This is a genomic window from Pseudooceanicola atlanticus (assembly GCF_000768315.1).
GTDB lineage: Bacteria > Pseudomonadota > Alphaproteobacteria > Rhodobacterales > Rhodobacteraceae > Pseudooceanicola > Pseudooceanicola atlanticus.
In genome coordinates this window covers 636,307-651,721 of the sequence record NZ_AQQX01000001.1, presented here as the reverse complement: position 1 = coordinate 651,721, position 15,415 = coordinate 636,307, and the positions used below count along the sequence as shown (strand labels likewise).

The following is a 15,415-nucleotide window of genomic DNA, read 5'->3' as shown; positions in this document are numbered from 1 at the left end:
TCTGGTCACGCAGGCTCACAGGTCGGCCCCCGCGAGTTGCAGGCGACGGTTGGAAATGCGCAGGACGCGGGCCTGGACATGTTGCTTGGCGGCGCGGATCAGGCCCAGGTCGTGGGTCGCGATCATCACGGTCTTGCCCATGCGGTTCAGCTCCACCAGCAGTTGCAGCAGGCGTTGCGACATTTCCCAATCCACGTTGCCGGTGGGTTCATCGGCCAGGATCACGTCGGGCGACATGATGACCGCCCGAGCGAGGGCCGCGCGCTGGCGTTCGCCGCCGGACAATTCGGGGGGCAACGCGTTCGCACGGGGGGTCAGGCCGCACCAGTTCAGCAATTCGGTCAGGTTCTGCTGTTCCGAATTGGGATCGTGGCCCGACACGGTCAGCGGCAGCGCCACGTTTTCCGCCATCGAAAGGTGGTCGAGGAACTGGCAATCCTGGTGCACCACGCCGATGCGGCGGCGCACCAGGGCGATGTCGTCGCGGGTCATCTCGCGCACGTCCTGGCCGAACAGGCGCGCCTGTCCTGCCGTGGGGACCAGCGCGCCGTAGCACAGCTTGAGGAAGGTGGTCTTGCCCGCGCCGGACGGCCCGGTCAGGAAGTGGAACGACCCCGGTGCGAGCTTGAGGGATACACTGCTCAGCAGCTCCCCGCCCCCATAGCTGTAGGCCACGTTTTCTAGCTCGATCACGATCGTCCCCTGCTCCGCCGCCCGTTTCTGCACCAAGCCGTGCCAGGTTTCAATTGGCAGAGCATGGGCCGCGATTGCGTTTTGTCCTGAACTGGATACAAGATAGGCGCATATCCCGCGCCATGACAGGCAAATGCGTGGGTGGAGGAAGCATGCGACTGACTTGTCCCAATTGCGGCGCCGAATACGAAGTCCCCGACGAGGTCATTCCGACGGCCGGGCGCGATGTTCAATGTTCCAATTGCGGGGACACGTGGTTCCAGCAACATCCCGCCGCTTTGCCCGACGAGGACGAGACGCTGGACGAGGATATGGTCTCTCCCGATCCGGTCCCGCCGGAGGAGCCGCCCGCCCCCGCCCCGGACGAACCGGAGGAGGTCGAGGACCCCTATGACGGCGAACCCGAGCCGGTCGAGGAGTGGGACGAAGAGGACGACGATCCCGCCGAGGGCGAGGATTGGGACGAAGACGATGACTACGACGAGGAAGAGGACGACCCGCTGCCCGCGACCCAGCCGACGCGCCCGGCGCGGCGTCCGCTGGACCCGGCGGTTCAGTCGATCCTGCGCGAAGAGGCCGCGCTTGCGGATCGCGCGCGGTCCGGAGAAAACCTTGAAAGCCAGCCGGAGCTTGGTCTGGGCGATCCCGACCGGCCGGCCCCCACCCCGCCGTCACCGCCGATCAAGCAGAAACGACCCGACCGGCCCAAGGCCGACAGCGATACGCCCGAGGAGACCGGGTCGTCGCGCCGCAACCTTCTGCCGGATATCGAAGAGATCAACTCCACCCTGCGCCGCAAGGGCGATGGCCCGCGCAGCAGCGACCTTGTCGAGGACGAGGAGGTGCCGGCCGAACGTCGCCGCGGGTTCCGCAGCGGGTTCCTGATGGCCATCGTGGCCATCGTGCTCTGCGCGATTGTCTATTTGCAGGCGCCACGCCTTGCGCAATCCGTGCCGTCGCTGGCCGGGCCGCTGACCAGCTATGTGAACATGGTCAATCGCGGGCGGGTCTGGCTGGACGAGAATGCCCAGGCACTGGCGGAAAAGCTGGACGCGATGTCGGCGGAAACGCCGGAAGACACCGGCAACTGACGCACCACATCACGGCATGAACGGATCGCCCTGCCCAGTCCGGGCGGGGCTTCACGCTTGGCTCAGAACCGTTCCAGCAGCCGCTTGAGGTAATCGCGCTCGATCTCGGGGCGGTCGCCCTCGCCCGACCGGCGGCGCAGTTCCTCTTCCAGTTCCAGCGCGCGGCGGTAGACGTCTTCGCCCTGCAGCATCTCGCGCTGGTTGCCCATCTCGCCATTGCTGCCCGAGGACCGGCCCAGCGGATCGTTGCGTTCGCCGCCCGCATTGCCATCGGCCTGGCCCTGCTGCCCGGCCTGGCGGCGCTGTTCCTCGGCCATCGCTTCGCCCATGTTGCGCAGACCCTCGCGGAGGGCCTCCATCGCTTCGGACTGGCGGTCGATCGCTTCGGCCAGGTCGTCGCCGCGCAATGCCTCTTCGGCGCCGCGCATGGCGCGTTCGGCACGGTCCAGCGCGTCGCGGGCGGCCTCTCCGGCCTCGCCGCTCATGCCGGGCAGGTTGCCGCGCTGGCGGTTCAGTTCGTCCCGCAGCGCCTGCTGGCGGTCGGCGAGGTCGCCCTGCATGTCACCGCCGGATTGGCCACCCTGGGCCTGGCCCTGCGGCTGCCCCTGACCGGGCTGCTGGCCGGGCATCGTGCCCTGCCCCTGGCCCTGACCTTGCTGCTGGCCCTGCTGTTCGCCGCCCTGACCGGTCTGACCCTGGCCCTGGTTGCCGCTCTGGCCCTGTTGCTGCTGGCCTTCACCCTGCTGGCCGTTCGGGTTGAACCGCTCCTGCAGATCGCGGAACGCCTGGTCGGACAGGCCCTGCTGATCACGCAGGGTTTCCGACAGCCCCTCCATCGCCTGCTGGCCGGGCGATTGCTGCTGGCCGCCCTGGCCTTGGGTGACGCGCATGTTCTCCATCAGCTCCTGAAGCTCCTGGAGGGCCTGTTCGGCCTCGGCCATGCGGCCCTGCTCCATCAGTTCCTGGATGCGGTCCATCATCCGCTGCAGATCGCTCTGGTTCATCTGCATGGAGTTTTCCATCTGTTCGGAGGTCATCTGCTGACCGTCCTGGCCCTGTTCGGCGGCCTCGCGGGACAGCTGGCGCATGTAATCCTGCGTCGCGTCGCGCAGTTCCTGCATCAGGCGGGCGATTTCCTCGTCGCTGGCACCGTTCTTCATCGCCTCGGACAGGCGTTCCTGGGCGCGGGCCATGCGTTCGCGGGCGTCGTCCAGATCGCCATCCTCGATCAGCAGGGCCAGGTCCCACAGCGCCTGGGCCATTTCCTCGACCTGGTCGTCCGACAGGTCGCCGTATTTCGACACGGTATCCATCCGGCGCATCAGCACCCGCAGGCGCAGATAGGTGGTATCGGACCGGAACAGCCCCTCGGGTTCCCACGACACGGCCTTGAGGACCTGCACGATCCGGCGGTCGTTTTCGCGGTTCCACAGCAGGTCCCGGCGCATCTCTATCAGGGTCGCGGCCAGCGGATCGAAGAAGCGGCGCGCGCTGAGCGTCGTTTCGTATGGGGCTGCCATGCCCACCTGATCGGCCGCATCGCGGGCGGAGAGGGTGATGGTGATCGGCAAGTTGGCCCAGGGATGTTCCGACAGGTTCTCGACCAGCACTTCCTCGAAGGCACTTCGATCCCCGGCAATCGGCAGGGGCAGCGGCAGCCGGATATCGGGGCGCGGTTCGGGGTCGATTTCCAGGCCATAGCGCCGGTCGATCCGATCCAGATCGAGCGAGATCACCGCCTCGCCGCCCTCGACGCCGTAATCGTCGCTTGCCTCGAACGGTACCTTGAATTCACCGCGCAGGCTGGCCTCGGTCTCTCCGGCGACGGCGACATCGGGGGCCATGTCGGTCGACAGGCTGACCGTCCAGGTCTCACCGCCCTGGCCGGTGATCTCGATCGTGCCGTCGTTCTGCAATTCGAAGCTTTGCGAGGGGGCGGCAGGGTCTTCCTGTGCGGGGCCGACATCCTGCGTGACGCTCAGCGCGCCGACCTCGCCGTAAAGGCGCAGGGTGGCCTTGCTGCCCTCTGGCACGTTGAACGTGCCGTCCTGATCGGCAAGGTAGAGCACCGGCAACCCGGTATAGAGCGGCGGTTCGATCCAGCCCTCCCAGGACGGGCCAGCGGCCATAGCGGCCCCGCCCGGCGCCATGTCGGACACCGACCCGACCCGCCAGAACGACCCGAACAGCACCGCGACCATGAAGACAGTCAGCGCGATGAAGCGCAGGCCAAAGACATCGCGGGTCGACACACGCAGGTCAGGTTCGACCGCCCTGGCCGATGCCGCGCGCTCTGCCATGCGGCGCTGGTGTGCCTGCCACAAGGATTCCGACCCGATATCGCCCGCGCCGATCGCCTGCGCATCGCGCAGCGTCTGAAGCGGCCGCCCCTTGAGCGACGCGTCCAGCCGCGCCAGCGCCGCCTCGCGCGAGGGCCAGCGGAACCGCATCGCCCCGCGGATCGCGAAACCTGCCGCCAAAATCAGCAGAACGGCGCCGATACCCCAGACGATTTCGACCCGGACCATGTCCTGCACGCCCAGCATCAGCAGACCGAGGGTCAGAATCACCACCGACCAGAAGGGCCAGAAAGCCCGTGCCAGTGCTTCGGCCACCATGCCCAGACGGGTCAGTGCCAAGGGTCTGGAAAGGCGGGCCAATGTGTCTGTGAAGGCGTCGCTGATACTTTGGCGGTCGGTCATACCACTCCTCACGGCCGGGACGGGGATCGTCCTATAGCCATGAAGGTAGGGTATCGCGGTTTATGATATCGTCAAAGCTTGGCCGGGGTCTGATGACAGCGAATTGATCCCCTTTGACCAAAACTTCGGGGATCAGGGGACGGGTATTGTATTCGCTGCTCATCACAGCGCCATAGGCCCCGGCAGAGCGGAAGGCGACGAGGTCCCCCTCGGCCAGCGGCGGCATCATGCGCTGCTTGGCGAAGGTATCGCCGGATTCGCAGACCGGGCCGACGATGTCGTAGGGCTGCTGTTCGGTGCCCGGCGCCGGTTCGACGACCGGCACGATATCGTGGTGCGCGTCGTACATGGCGGGCCGGATCAGGTCGTTCATCGCCCCGTCGAGGATCAGGAAATCCCTGCCCTCGCCCGATTTCACATAGATCACGCGGCTGACCATGATGCCCGCATTGCCCGCAACAAGGCGGCCCGGCTCGATCTCGATCTCGCAGCCCTTGTCGCCCAGGGTTTCCCGGATCAGGTCGCCATATTGCGAAGGCAGCGGCGGCGCCTCGTTCGAGCGGGTATAGGGAATGCCCAGCCCCCCGCCCAGGTCGAGGCGCTGGATCTCGTGCCCCTCGGCGCGCAGCGCGTCGGTCAGCTCACCGACCTTGAGGAAGGCCTGCCGGTAGGGCTCCAGGTCGGTCAGCTGCGACCCGATATGCACGTCGATGCCGACGGCCTTGAGGCCGGGCAGGTCCTTGATCCGGGCATAGACCTCTTTCGCGCGGCTGATCGGGATGCCGAACTTGTTCTCGGACTTGCCGGTGGCGATCTTGGCATGGGTCTTGGCGTCGACATCGGGGTTCACCCGCACCGTCACCGGCACTTCGACACCCATCGAGGACGCGATGCGGCTCAGCCGTTCCATCTCGGGTTCGGATTCCAGGTTGAACTGGCGAATGCCGCCCTCCAGCGCCATCCGCATCTCTTCTTCGGTCTTGCCAACGCCGGAAAAGACGATCCGGTCCCCCGGCACGCCCGCCGCCCTGGCGCGGGCATATTCGCCGCCCGACACCACGTCCATGCCGGCGCCAAGATCGGCCAGCGTCCTCAGGATCGCCTGGTTCGAGGCTGCCTTCATCGCATAGCACACCATGTGCGGCATGCCCGACAGGGCCTCGTCGAACAGGGTGAAATGGCGCGTCAGGGTTGCCGTGGAATACAGGTAGAACGGCGTGCCGACCTGGGCCGCGATTTCGGCCACGGGCACGTCTTCGGCATGCAGCACACCGTCACGATACAGGAAATGGTCCATCAGGGGCTCCGGGGGTAAGGTCTCAGACCGCGCGGGTCCGCAGGAAAAGGTAAAGCGGCAGGCCACAGCTGACGCCGATGAAACAGGTGGCGGGGATCGCCAGAAGCGCGGACCAGTTGCGGCGCACCGCGACCTCGGCCAGGATCCACAGGATCAGCGCGACGGCCGCGATCACAAGGTCCACGGACAGGCCGGTCACCGCGTCGTTTGCCGTCCAGGCGGCCACCATGGCGGACAGGCTGAACCCATTCTCGCCGAACCAGGACAGGAAGTACCACATCGGATGCACCGCGCCCCAGACTGCCAGCAGCAGATAGAGGATGCGCAGCCCCGACAGCGACCCGATCATTGGATCCGGACCACGCCGACGGCCACGCGGCCCGACACGGTAATGCCCGGCTCGGGCCGTTCGGGACGTTCCGGTTCGCCATCGACACCGCAGGCGCCCAGCAGGGCCGCCGCCAGCATCAGCAGGGAAAAGACAAGGATACGGGTCATGCCAGCGCCTCTTTCCAGCGGCCGACCTGTTCACGCACGCGCACCGGGGCGGTCCCGCCATAGGAGGTGCGCGAGGCGACGGAGTTGTGCACGCCCAGGACGGTGAACACGTCTTCGGTGATCGCGGAATGCACGGCCTGCATCTCGTCCAGGGACAGGTCCGGCAGGTCGCAACCCTTGGCCTCGGCCTTGGCGACCAGCGATCCGGTCACGTGGTGCGCCTCGCGGAAGGGCATGTCCAGCACCCGCACCAGCCAGTCCGCCAGGTCGGTGGCGGTCGAGAACCCATGCGCAGCCGCGGCCTCAAGCGCCGGGCGGTTGGCGGTCATGTCGGACACCATGCCGGTCATCGCGGCCAGCGCCAGCATCAGGTTGTCAGCGGCGTCGAAGACCTGTTCCTTGTCTTCCTGCATGTCCTTGGAATAGGCCAGCGGAAGCCCCTTCATCACCGTCATCAGCGCGACATTGGCACCGAAGATTCGGCCGATCTTGGCGCGGATCAGCTCGGCCGCGTCGGGGTTCTTCTTCTGCGGCATGATCGAGGACCCGGTCGAGAACCGGTCGGACAGGGTGACGAAGCGGAACTGGGCCGAGGACCAGATCACCAGCTCTTCGGCAAAGCGCGACAGGTGCATCGCGCAGATCGACGCGCAGGACAGGAATTCCAGCGCGAAATCGCGATCCGACACCGCATCCAGAGAGTTTGCCGCCGGCCGGTCGAAACCAAGCGCCTGCGCGGTCATGTCCCGGTCGATCGGATAGGAGGTCCCGGCCAGCGCCGCGGCCCCCAGCGGGCTTTCGTTCATCCGGGCACGGGCGTCCCGGAACCGCGACAGGTCGCGGCCCAGCATTTCGACATAAGCCATCATGTGGTGGCCCCAGGTCACGGGCTGCGCGGTCTGCAGGTGGGTAAAGCCGGGCATGACCCAATCGGCGCCCTGTTCGGCCTGTTCCAGCAGCGCGCGCATCAGGGCCTGCAGCCCCTCGATCGCGGCATCCATCTGGTCGCGGGTCCACAGCTTGAAATCGGTCGCCACCTGGTCGTTGCGCGACCGGCCCGTATGCAGCCGCCCGGCCGGGTCGCCGATCAGGTCCTTCAGGCGGGCCTCCACGTTCATGTGGATGTCTTCGAGCGCGGTGGAAAAGACGAACTTGCCTTCTTCGATCTCTGACAAGATCGTGAGAAGCCCTTCCCTCATCGCCTCGGCGTCCTTATCGCTTACGATGCCCGTCGCGGCCAGCATGGCGGCATGGGCGCGCGAACCCGCGATATCCTGTGCGGCCATGCGCTGATCGAACCCGATCGAGGCGTTGATCGCCTCCATGATGGCATCGGGTCCGGCGGCAAAACGGCCACCCCACATCTGGTTCGCGTTCTTGTCGGTCATGGGTCACCCGCTGGAGGAAAGATGAAAAACCTGCTCACCGCGCTCCTTTATACGGGGTTGATCGCCACTGCAAACCCGGGCTGGTCGGAAACCGACCTTGCCGCACTGCGGGACGGCGATCTGCGCAAGCTTGTCCTCCACGAAAGCCCCAAACCGCTGGCCGACGCGACCTTTGAGGGTCCCCACGGGCCGGTCAGCCTGGCCGAACATTATCGCGGGCAGGTCGTGGTCCTGAACTTCTGGGCGCTCTGGTGCGCCCCCTGCCGCGAAGAGATGCCGACGCTGGACGCGCTGCAACAGGAATTCGGCGGAGAGGATTTCGCCGTCGTGACCGTCGCCACCGGCCCGAACGCGCCCCCCGCCATCGACAAGTTCTTTGACGAGGTCGGCGTGGAAAGCCTGCCGAAATACCGCGACCCGCGCAGCGGTCTGGCCCGCGCCAACGGCGTGCTGGGCCTGCCCGTCACCGTTCTGCTGGATCGTGACGGCCAGGAAATCGCCCGCCTCACCGGTACGGCCGACTGGCACAGCGACAGCGCCCGCGCGATCGTGTCCGCGCTGATCGAAGAGTAATCCCCGGGGGCGTCGCGCCCGCGCCAGCTCAGCCGGCGCGCAGGCGCCCGCCATCCAGCCGCAGAACGCGGTCCATCCGCGCGGCCAGCTCCATGTTGTGGGTGGCCACCAACGCGGCCAGCCCGGTCTTCCGCACAAGGTCCATCAATGCGCCGAAGACACGGTCCGAGGTTTCGGGATCCAGGTTGCCCGTCGGCTCATCCGCCAACAGGACGCGCGGCGCATTGGCCAGCGCCCGGCAGAAGGCCACCCGCTGCTGTTCGCCGCCCGACAGCGCCGCCGGGCGATGACCGGCGCGATCCGCCACACCGACGGTGGCCAGCAGATCCCGCGCGCGATCTTTCGCCGCGCCACGCGCCACGCCGTTGGCCAGCTGCGGCAGGACGATGTTTTCCTCGGCCGAGAACTCGGGCAGCAGGTGGTGGAATTGGTAGACGAAACCGACATCGGCCCGCCGCACCGCCGTACGCCGCCGGTCGGGCAGGTCCTGCATCGCCTCGCCGCCGATCTTGACCGCGCCGCTATCGGGCAGGTCCAGCAGCCCCGCGATATGCAGCAGCGTCGACTTGCCCGCGCCCGACGGGGCGACCAGCGCCACGGCTTCGCCCGCGTTCAGCGTCAGGTCGACGCCGCGCAACACGTTGATCTCACCAGGTTCACCACGGTTGTAGACCTTCTCGATCCCCGACAATTCCAGCACCGCATCACTCATAGCGCAGGGCCTCCACCGGGTTCATCCGGGCGGCACGGCGCGCCGGGAAAATCGTGATGACAAAGCTCAGGCCAAGCGCAAGCGCCACCGCCGACACGATGTCCTGCCATTGCAGAAGCGCGGGCAGCGCATAGATGCCGCGCACCGAGGGGTCCCAGACATTGCCGCCCGACAGCCCGTCCACCAGAGCAAAGATCGGATCGATGTAGATCGCGAACAGGCAGCCGATGATCACGCCGATCACCGTGCCGATCAACCCGGTCGACGCCCCGCAGAGGAAGAAGACCCGCAGCACCGAGGCCTCGGTCAGGCCCATCGTGCGCAGGATGCCGATATCGCGGCCCTTGTTCTTCACCAGCATGATGAGACCCGAAACGATGTTCATCGACGCGATCAGCACGAGGACGGACAGGATGATGAACATCACGTTGTCCTCGATATCCAGAGCCCGCAGGAACGACCCGGAGGCATCCCGCCAGGTCCAGATCAGCGCCCTGTCGCCCCCCGCGCGCAGCAGGTCGAAGGCCATCTGGTCCACCCTCTCGGGGTTTTCGACCATCACCTCGATCTCGTCGGCCACGCCCTCGCGGTTGAAATAGCTCTGTGCTTCGGCGAAGGGCATGTAGACGCGGGTCTGGTCGATATCATAGCGACCGGCGGTGAAAAGGTACACGATTTCAAAGGTCTTGACGCGGGGCGAGGTGCCGAATGCCGTCTTGACCCCGTCCGGAGAGATCAGCTTGACCCGGTCGCCCACGGTCAGGTTCAGGCTGCGCGCCACACCCGATCCCATGGCGATCCCCTCGATATCGGGACCGAAGCGCGACAGGTCGCCCTGTGCCTCGATCGGGTCGGCGATGCGCGGGATGGTGGCCAGGTCCTCGGCCCGGATGCCGAAGACCTCGACCCCGGTGGTCGCCCCACGGGCCGAGGCCATGACCTGCCCCTTGACCAGCGGCGCGGCGCGGGTGACACCCTCGACTTCGGCCAGGCGGCCGGTCAGGTCGGCATAATCCGCGATGGTCCGGCTGATCTGGCCGTTCGGCCCGCTTTCGCCCGTGTAATAAACCGTGACATGGGCATTGGCGCCCAGGATCGTGTCGACGAATTCCGCCCGGAACCCGGCACGGACCGACAGGGTGATGATCAGCGCGGCCACCGCCAGCGCGATGCCGATCAGGCTGATCCAGGTCATGATGCTGACGCCGCCCTCGGCACGGCGGGCACGCAGATAGCGCCAGGCGATCATCCATTCGAACGGGGCAAAGGGGGCGGTCCGACCGGGCATGGTCTCTCCTCGTTGGGTCCCGAACATGTGCGGCGCGCAGGCATTGGCGTCAAGGGGGCGCGCGGGGGGCGGCCAACGCCGGGCGCGATGCAACCGAAGTGCCATCAATGCGTTGGCCAAGCGGAGGTCGCATATGCTCGATTGGCTTGCACAACATGGACAGATCATCACGACCGGCGTGCAGATACTCACGGCGCTCGTCTGGATCGTCTATCTGCACATCCTGATCACCGGTTTCCGCCGGCAGAAACGGTCCAACATCCTGCTGACCCGGGTCGCAGGCAACAAGGACCGCGCCCACCTGATGGTCGGCAATATGGGGGCGGAGCCGATCTTTGTCTCTGCCGTCATGGTCGAGATGCTGGTGGATAGCGACACCCACACCGCCTTCATCACCGATACCGACGCGCAGGACGAGGGCGACGCGCTTGGCCATTCCAGCCAGGGCCCGCTGAAAAGCGCCGAACACCGCGACCTCGGCGCCCTCGGCGATATCACCGATCACGCGCTGTCAGTGGCCGGGCTGGATACCGGGACCCAGGTCGAAGAGTTGGTGGTCACCGTGATGGCCGAGGGCACCTACGACGCACAGCTGGTCGCCGCGAGGCAGGGCTATTGGATCAACCACGAGACCGACCGCCGCCTGTTCCATCCGCAATGGACCCGCACCCGCCAGATCCGCAAACGCCGGACGCGCAAGGATCTGCTGGGCCAGTTGGACGACCACCTGCGCAACGAGGCGCAGGATGTCAGGCGGTCCGACCGCGACGCGACGGGGCACGACGCCGCCGCCGCACCGGCCAAAGCAGCAGCCTGAGCACGTAAAGCACCGTCGCGATGGCAAGCCATCCGACGAACAGCCCCACGGCAGCAAAGCTGATCCCCTCGAAGGTCAATGGCATGGCGGGTTTGAAATCCTGCGCCGCGCGGCGCGCAATTTCCATGTCGTCGAAATGCGCGGCCTCGTAGGCGCGGGTGAACGGCCCGGCGCCCCGCAGAGCGGCCAGGTCGGCCTCGAGCCGGGATTTGCGTTCGATGGTCCGGGTCATGTCGACCCGCCGCCGTTCGACAAAGCCGCTTCCGGTCATCGCATCCAGCGCGGCCTGCCGGTCCAACCCTTCCGCCGCGGCGGAGCGGTCGAAATCCTCGACCACGCGGGACAACTCGTCGACCGCGCCCGCCAGCCTTTGGGTATATTGCTGCGAGAATTCGGGGAATTGCGACAGCCCGGCCGCCCCGGCCAAACCGCCCGCGAGTGTCAGCATCCGCGCGATCATCTATAACTCTGGTCCTGCTCTTTTTCCGGCATCATAGCCGAAAATGCGTCGCAGGTCAGGGATTCCGTTCGCAGGGTCCTGTAAAAGAAAGGGCCCGGCGCATCGCTGCACCGGGCCGCTCGTGGACGTCACGCCAATCAGGCGCGGATCAAAGCGCCGCGTAGATCGCCGCGACCTTCTTGACCGCCTCTTCGGGGGGCATTTCCTCGCTCTCGCCGGTGCGGCGCGAGGTCAGTTCGACCACGCCGTTCTTCAGGCCACGCGGCCCGACGGTGATGCGCCAGGGCAGACCGATCAGGTCCATCGTGGCAAACTTGCCGCCCGCACGTTCGTTGCGGTCGTCATACAGCGGCTCAAGCCCCAGGGTGGTGAAGCTGTCATACAGTGCCTGGCACGCCGCATCGGCCTCTTCGTCGCCCTGCTTCAGGTTGACGATGCCGACATGGAACGGGGTCACGCCCTCGGGCCAGATGATGCCCTTGTCGTCATGGCTGGCCTCGATGATGGCCCCCAGCAGACGCGACACGCCGATCCCGTGGGACCCCATATGCACCGGCACCTGCTCGCCTTCGGCATTCTGCACCGTGGCGCCCATGGCGTCCGAATACTTGGTGCCGAAATAGAAGATCTGCCCGACCTCGATGCCGCGGGCAACGCGGCGGCGATCCTCGGGCACCTCGGCCCAGACGGCCTCGTCATGGGTTTCGTCGGTGCGGGCGTAGCGCGAGGTGAATTCCTCGAGCACGGCCTGGCATTGGTCGACCGAATCGTAATCGATCTGGCGGTCGCCGAATTTCAGGTCGGTGATCTGGCTGTCATAGAACACCTCGCTTTCCCCGGTTTCGGCCAGCACGAGGAATTCATGGGTGTTGTCGCCCCCGATCGGACCCGAATCCGCGCGCATCGGGATCGCCTGAAGGCCCATCCGCTCGTAGGTGCGCAGGTAGCTCACCAGGTGGCGGTTATAGGCATGCAGCGCGTCTTCCTTGGTCAGGTCGAAATTGTAGCCGTCCTTCATGTAGAATTCGCGGCCGCGCATCACGCCGAAGCGGGGGCGGATCTCGTCCCGGAACTTCCACTGGATATGATACAGCGTCAGCGGCAGGTCCTTGTAGGACCGCACGTAGGACCGGAAGATGTCGGTGATCAGCTCTTCGTTGGTCGGACCGTACAGCATGTCGCGGTCGTGACGGTCGCGAATCCGCAGCATTTCAGGGCCATAGGCATCGTAGCGCCCCGATTCACGCCAGAGATCGGCGGATTGCAGGGTCGGCATCAGCATCGGGATATGGCCCGCGCGCTGCTGTTCCTCGTGCACGATGTTTTCGATCTTGCGCAGCACCTTGAAGCCGAGCGGCAGCCAGGAATAGATCCCGGCGCTGGCCTGCTTGATCATGCCCGCACGCAGCATGTAGCGGTGGCTGACGATCTGGGCCTCGGCAGGGGTTTCCTTGAGAACGGGCAGGAAATAGCGGGACAGGCGCATCCTAAAGACCTTTGTTGTTTGGTGCGGATCGTCTAGGCGATTTTCGGCACGCTCACAAGCAGCGCGGTCCTTTGTGCAAGGATGTCATGGCGGATGCGGACAGACGGCCCCGATGGGGGCCTGCGCCGTTCCGGAAGGGTGGGGATGAGAACGGCGCAGGCTGTCGCCAATGGTCGCGGGGAGACCCGGGCGACGGGACGATGCCCCGACAGACCCGCATTATACCGGGCCGCCGGGATCAGGGTGGTTCCTTGGGGCCTAGCCCCCTGGGCCGGGGCTAAGCCCTTCATGGCCGGAACATCCCCAATGTGACGCGGCGTCGGAAAAACCGACAGTCAGGGATTCCTTACCCGGCGTCACAAATCGTCGGATGCCGGCGCAGTCGCGGATTGCACCCTGGGGAACCTGACCTGGCCGGTCGCCGAGGCGACGGAGAAAACCGTCCGCCAACAGCGCCTTGTGCCCCAGTACCGCCGCGGGAACCGGCAGACCAAGCGGCCAAATCCCACCAGCGCCCGCGTTCAAGCCCCCTTGACCCGCTTCGCCGGGCAATCCACTTGAAGCCATGAGGCAATGCGGCGAAACTCGCCGCTCAGGAAAGGGGTGGCGCATGGCTCTGCCAGTCAAGGATCAGCTGAAATACTGGGGGCTCGCCGCGGCGATCTTCCTGCTGGCATTGTGGTGGCTGGGCGACGTGATCCTGCCTTTCGTGCTGGGCGGCGCCGTGGCCTATTTCCTCGACCCAGTCGCCGACCGGCTGGAGGCCATGGGCGCCTCCCGCGCGTTGGCCACCGGGATTATCACGCTGGTGGCGCTGCTGATCTTTGTGGTCCTGCTGCTGCTCGTCGTGCCGACGCTGATCAACCAGGCCATCGACCTGTTCAACATCGCGCCCAAGGTGTTCCAGGATTTCCAGGCCTTCCTGACACAGCGCTTCCCCGAATTGCTGGACCAGGACAGCACGTTGCGCCAGTCGCTGACCTCGCTGGGCGAGACGATCCAGTCCAAGGGCGGGCAATTGCTGCAGGGGGCACTGTCCTCGGTCGGGTCGCTGATCAACGTGGTGATGCTGTTCGTGATCGTGCCGGTGGTGGCGTTCTACCTGCTCTACGACTGGGACAACATGGTCGGCGATATCGACGACCTGCTGCCCCGCGACCACGCCCCCGTCATCCGCCGCCTCGCCGGGGAAATCGACGCGACGCTCGCCTCGTTCATCCGGGGCATGGGCACGGTGTGCCTGATCCTCGGCACCTATTACGCCATTGCGCTGATGCTGGTGGGGCTGCAATTCGGCCTTGTCGTCGGGGCCGTCGCGGGACTGATCACCTTCATTCCCTATGTGGGCGCGCTGGTCGGTGGCCTTCTCGCCATCGGTCTGGCTTTCTTCCAGTTCTGGGGCGATTGGCTCTCGATCGGACTGGTCGCCGGCATCTTCGTCATCGGCCAGGTGATCGAAGGCAACGTGCTGACCCCGAAACTGGTCGGCGACAGTGTCGGGCTGCACCCGGTCTGGCTGATCTTTGCCCTGTCGGTCTTCGGCTCGCTCTTCGGCTTCGTGGGGATGCTGGTCGCCGTGCCCGTGGCCGCCGCGATCGGCGTGCTGATGCGGTTCGTGCTGTCGCAATACAAGGACAGCCGGCTCTATCGCGGGCTGGAAAGCCATTCCGACCAGGACTGACACGATGCAACCGCCGCTTCCCCTGCGCCATGCCCGCATCGCCGGGCTGGGCCGCGCCGATTTCGTGGTCTCTCCGGGCAACGCCATGGCGCTTGCCCTGCTCGAGGGCTGGCGCGACTGGCCCGACCGGAAATTCGTGCTGACCGGACCGTCCGGCTCAGGCAAGACGCACCTGACCCATATCTGGGCCGAAGCCGCCGGCGCCCGCATCGTCAGCGCCCGTGAGCTGGACAAGGACGCCGTGCCAACGCTCGCCACCGGTCCCGTCGCGGTCGAGGATGTCGATGCCATCGACCGCCCCGAGACAGAGGCCGCACTGTTCCACCTGCACAACCTGACCCGGGCCGAGGGCCAGCCGCTGCTGCTGACCGGCGCGGGCCCGGTGAAGACCTGGCCGCTGCGCCTGCCCGACCTGATCAGCCGGTTGCAGGGCGCGTCCTCGGCCACGTTGTCGCTGCCAGACGACGCGCTGATGAGCGCACTTCTGGTCAAGCTCTTCGCGGATCGCCAGCTGCATGTGCCCGATCAGGTGATCCAGTACCTTCTGAAACGGATGGACCGGTCTTTCACTTCCGCCCAATCCGTGGTCACGGCCATCGACACCGCCTCGCTTCAGCAGCGCAGGACGATTTCCCTGCCCTTCGTGCGCGGCTTGGATCTGGACTTGGGCGAGGCCGAAGAGTCATAAAACCGTCTCACAGGTAAAGTTATACGTCGGGCGCATTATGC

At 66.1% G+C, this 15,415-nt stretch carries 15 protein-coding genes; 5 read left to right on the top strand and 10 right to left on the bottom strand.

Annotated elements, in window-relative coordinates; genetic code table 11:
• Positions 1 to 15: 15 nt before the first annotated feature.
• The gene (locus ATO9_RS03220; protein ID WP_043745620.1) at positions 16 to 693 is read right to left on the bottom strand and encodes a cell division ATP-binding protein FtsE; all 678 of its coding nucleotides are present in this window, start codon (positions 691 to 693) and stop codon (positions 16 to 18) included.
• 152 nt (positions 694 to 845) lie between these two features.
• Between ATO9_RS03220 and ATO9_RS03215 the strand changes: the two genes are divergently transcribed.
• The gene (locus ATO9_RS03215; RefSeq protein WP_043744892.1) at positions 846 to 1,784 is read left to right on the top strand and encodes a zinc-ribbon domain-containing protein; all 939 of its coding nucleotides are present in this window, start codon (positions 846 to 848) and stop codon (positions 1,782 to 1,784) included.
• Positions 1,785 to 1,846: 62 nt separating this feature from the next.
• On the opposite strand, the gene ATO9_RS03210 is transcribed toward ATO9_RS03215, so the two are convergent.
• The 5 genes from ATO9_RS03210 to argH are packed head-to-tail and all read right to left on the bottom strand — an operon-like array spanning position 1,847 to position 7,669.
• Positions 1,847 to 4,486, bottom strand: coding sequence for a DUF4175 domain-containing protein (locus tag ATO9_RS03210; RefSeq protein ID WP_052418062.1), 2,640 nt, complete (start codon positions 4,484 to 4,486; stop codon positions 1,847 to 1,849).
• A 31-nt stretch (positions 4,487 to 4,517) separates the two neighbouring features.
• Positions 4,518 to 5,783, bottom strand: a complete 1,266-nt coding sequence (gene lysA, locus ATO9_RS03205) for a diaminopimelate decarboxylase (RefSeq protein ID WP_043744890.1) — start codon at positions 5,781 to 5,783, stop codon at positions 4,518 to 4,520.
• A gap of 22 nt (positions 5,784 to 5,805) precedes the next feature.
• Entirely contained in the window at positions 5,806 to 6,132 is a 327-nt protein-coding gene (locus tag ATO9_RS03200) for a DUF2834 domain-containing protein (protein ID WP_238318656.1), read from the bottom strand.
• Positions 6,129 to 6,281: a hypothetical protein gene (locus ATO9_RS24520; RefSeq protein ID WP_202902096.1), complete on the bottom strand. Its 153-nt coding sequence runs from the start codon at positions 6,279 to 6,281 to the stop codon at positions 6,129 to 6,131. Before ATO9_RS24520 ends, ATO9_RS03200 begins: the two co-directional genes overlap by 4 nt.
• The gene (gene argH, locus ATO9_RS03195; RefSeq protein WP_043744888.1) at positions 6,278 to 7,669 is read right to left on the bottom strand and encodes an argininosuccinate lyase; all 1,392 of its coding nucleotides are present in this window, start codon (positions 7,667 to 7,669) and stop codon (positions 6,278 to 6,280) included. Before argH ends, ATO9_RS24520 begins: the two co-directional genes overlap by 4 nt.
• 21 nt (positions 7,670 to 7,690) lie before the next feature.
• On the opposite strand from argH, the gene ATO9_RS03190 reads away from it, so the two are divergent.
• A complete protein-coding gene (locus ATO9_RS03190; RefSeq protein WP_043744883.1) occupies positions 7,691 to 8,242 on the top strand; it encodes a TlpA disulfide reductase family protein in 552 nt (183 codons plus the stop codon).
• Between the two features lie 28 nt (positions 8,243 to 8,270).
• On the opposite strand, the gene ATO9_RS03185 is transcribed toward ATO9_RS03190, so the two are convergent.
• Positions 8,271 to 8,954 (bottom strand): ABC transporter ATP-binding protein, encoded by a 684-nt coding sequence (locus ATO9_RS03185; protein WP_043744879.1) that lies wholly within the window; start codon positions 8,952 to 8,954, stop codon positions 8,271 to 8,273.
• Positions 8,947 to 10,242, bottom strand: coding sequence for a lipoprotein-releasing ABC transporter permease subunit (locus tag ATO9_RS03180; protein ID WP_043744877.1), 1,296 nt, complete (start codon positions 10,240 to 10,242; stop codon positions 8,947 to 8,949). The genes ATO9_RS03185 and ATO9_RS03180 overlap by 8 nt, the downstream gene beginning before the upstream one ends.
• A gap of 133 nt (positions 10,243 to 10,375) precedes the next feature.
• Between ATO9_RS03180 and ATO9_RS03175 the strand changes: the two genes are divergently transcribed.
• Positions 10,376 to 11,059 (top strand): hypothetical protein, encoded by a 684-nt coding sequence (locus ATO9_RS03175; RefSeq protein WP_043744875.1) that lies wholly within the window; start codon positions 10,376 to 10,378, stop codon positions 11,057 to 11,059.
• Here the strand turns inward: ATO9_RS03175 and ATO9_RS03170 are convergent.
• Positions 10,992 to 11,519, bottom strand: coding sequence for a DUF2937 family protein (locus ATO9_RS03170; protein ID WP_043744872.1), 528 nt, complete (start codon positions 11,517 to 11,519; stop codon positions 10,992 to 10,994). The two genes, ATO9_RS03175 and ATO9_RS03170, sit on opposite strands and share 68 nt — an antisense overlap.
• A 148-nt stretch (positions 11,520 to 11,667) precedes the next feature.
• On the bottom strand, positions 11,668 to 13,005 hold the full coding sequence (proS, locus tag ATO9_RS03165) for a proline--tRNA ligase (RefSeq protein WP_043744868.1): 1,338 nt from the start codon (positions 13,003 to 13,005) through the stop codon (positions 11,668 to 11,670).
• 610 nt (positions 13,006 to 13,615) lie between these two features.
• Between proS and ATO9_RS03160 the strand changes: the two genes are divergently transcribed.
• Together ATO9_RS03160 and ATO9_RS03155 are read left to right on the top strand one after the other, a co-directional pair.
• Complete coding sequence (locus tag ATO9_RS03160) at positions 13,616 to 14,686, top strand: AI-2E family transporter (RefSeq protein ID WP_043744865.1); 1,071 nt, start codon at positions 13,616 to 13,618, stop codon at positions 14,684 to 14,686.
• 4 nt (positions 14,687 to 14,690) lie between these two features.
• Entirely contained in the window at positions 14,691 to 15,374 is a 684-nt protein-coding gene (locus ATO9_RS03155) for an HdaA/DnaA family protein (RefSeq protein ID WP_052418061.1), read from the top strand.
• Positions 15,375 to 15,415 lie beyond the last annotated feature (41 nt).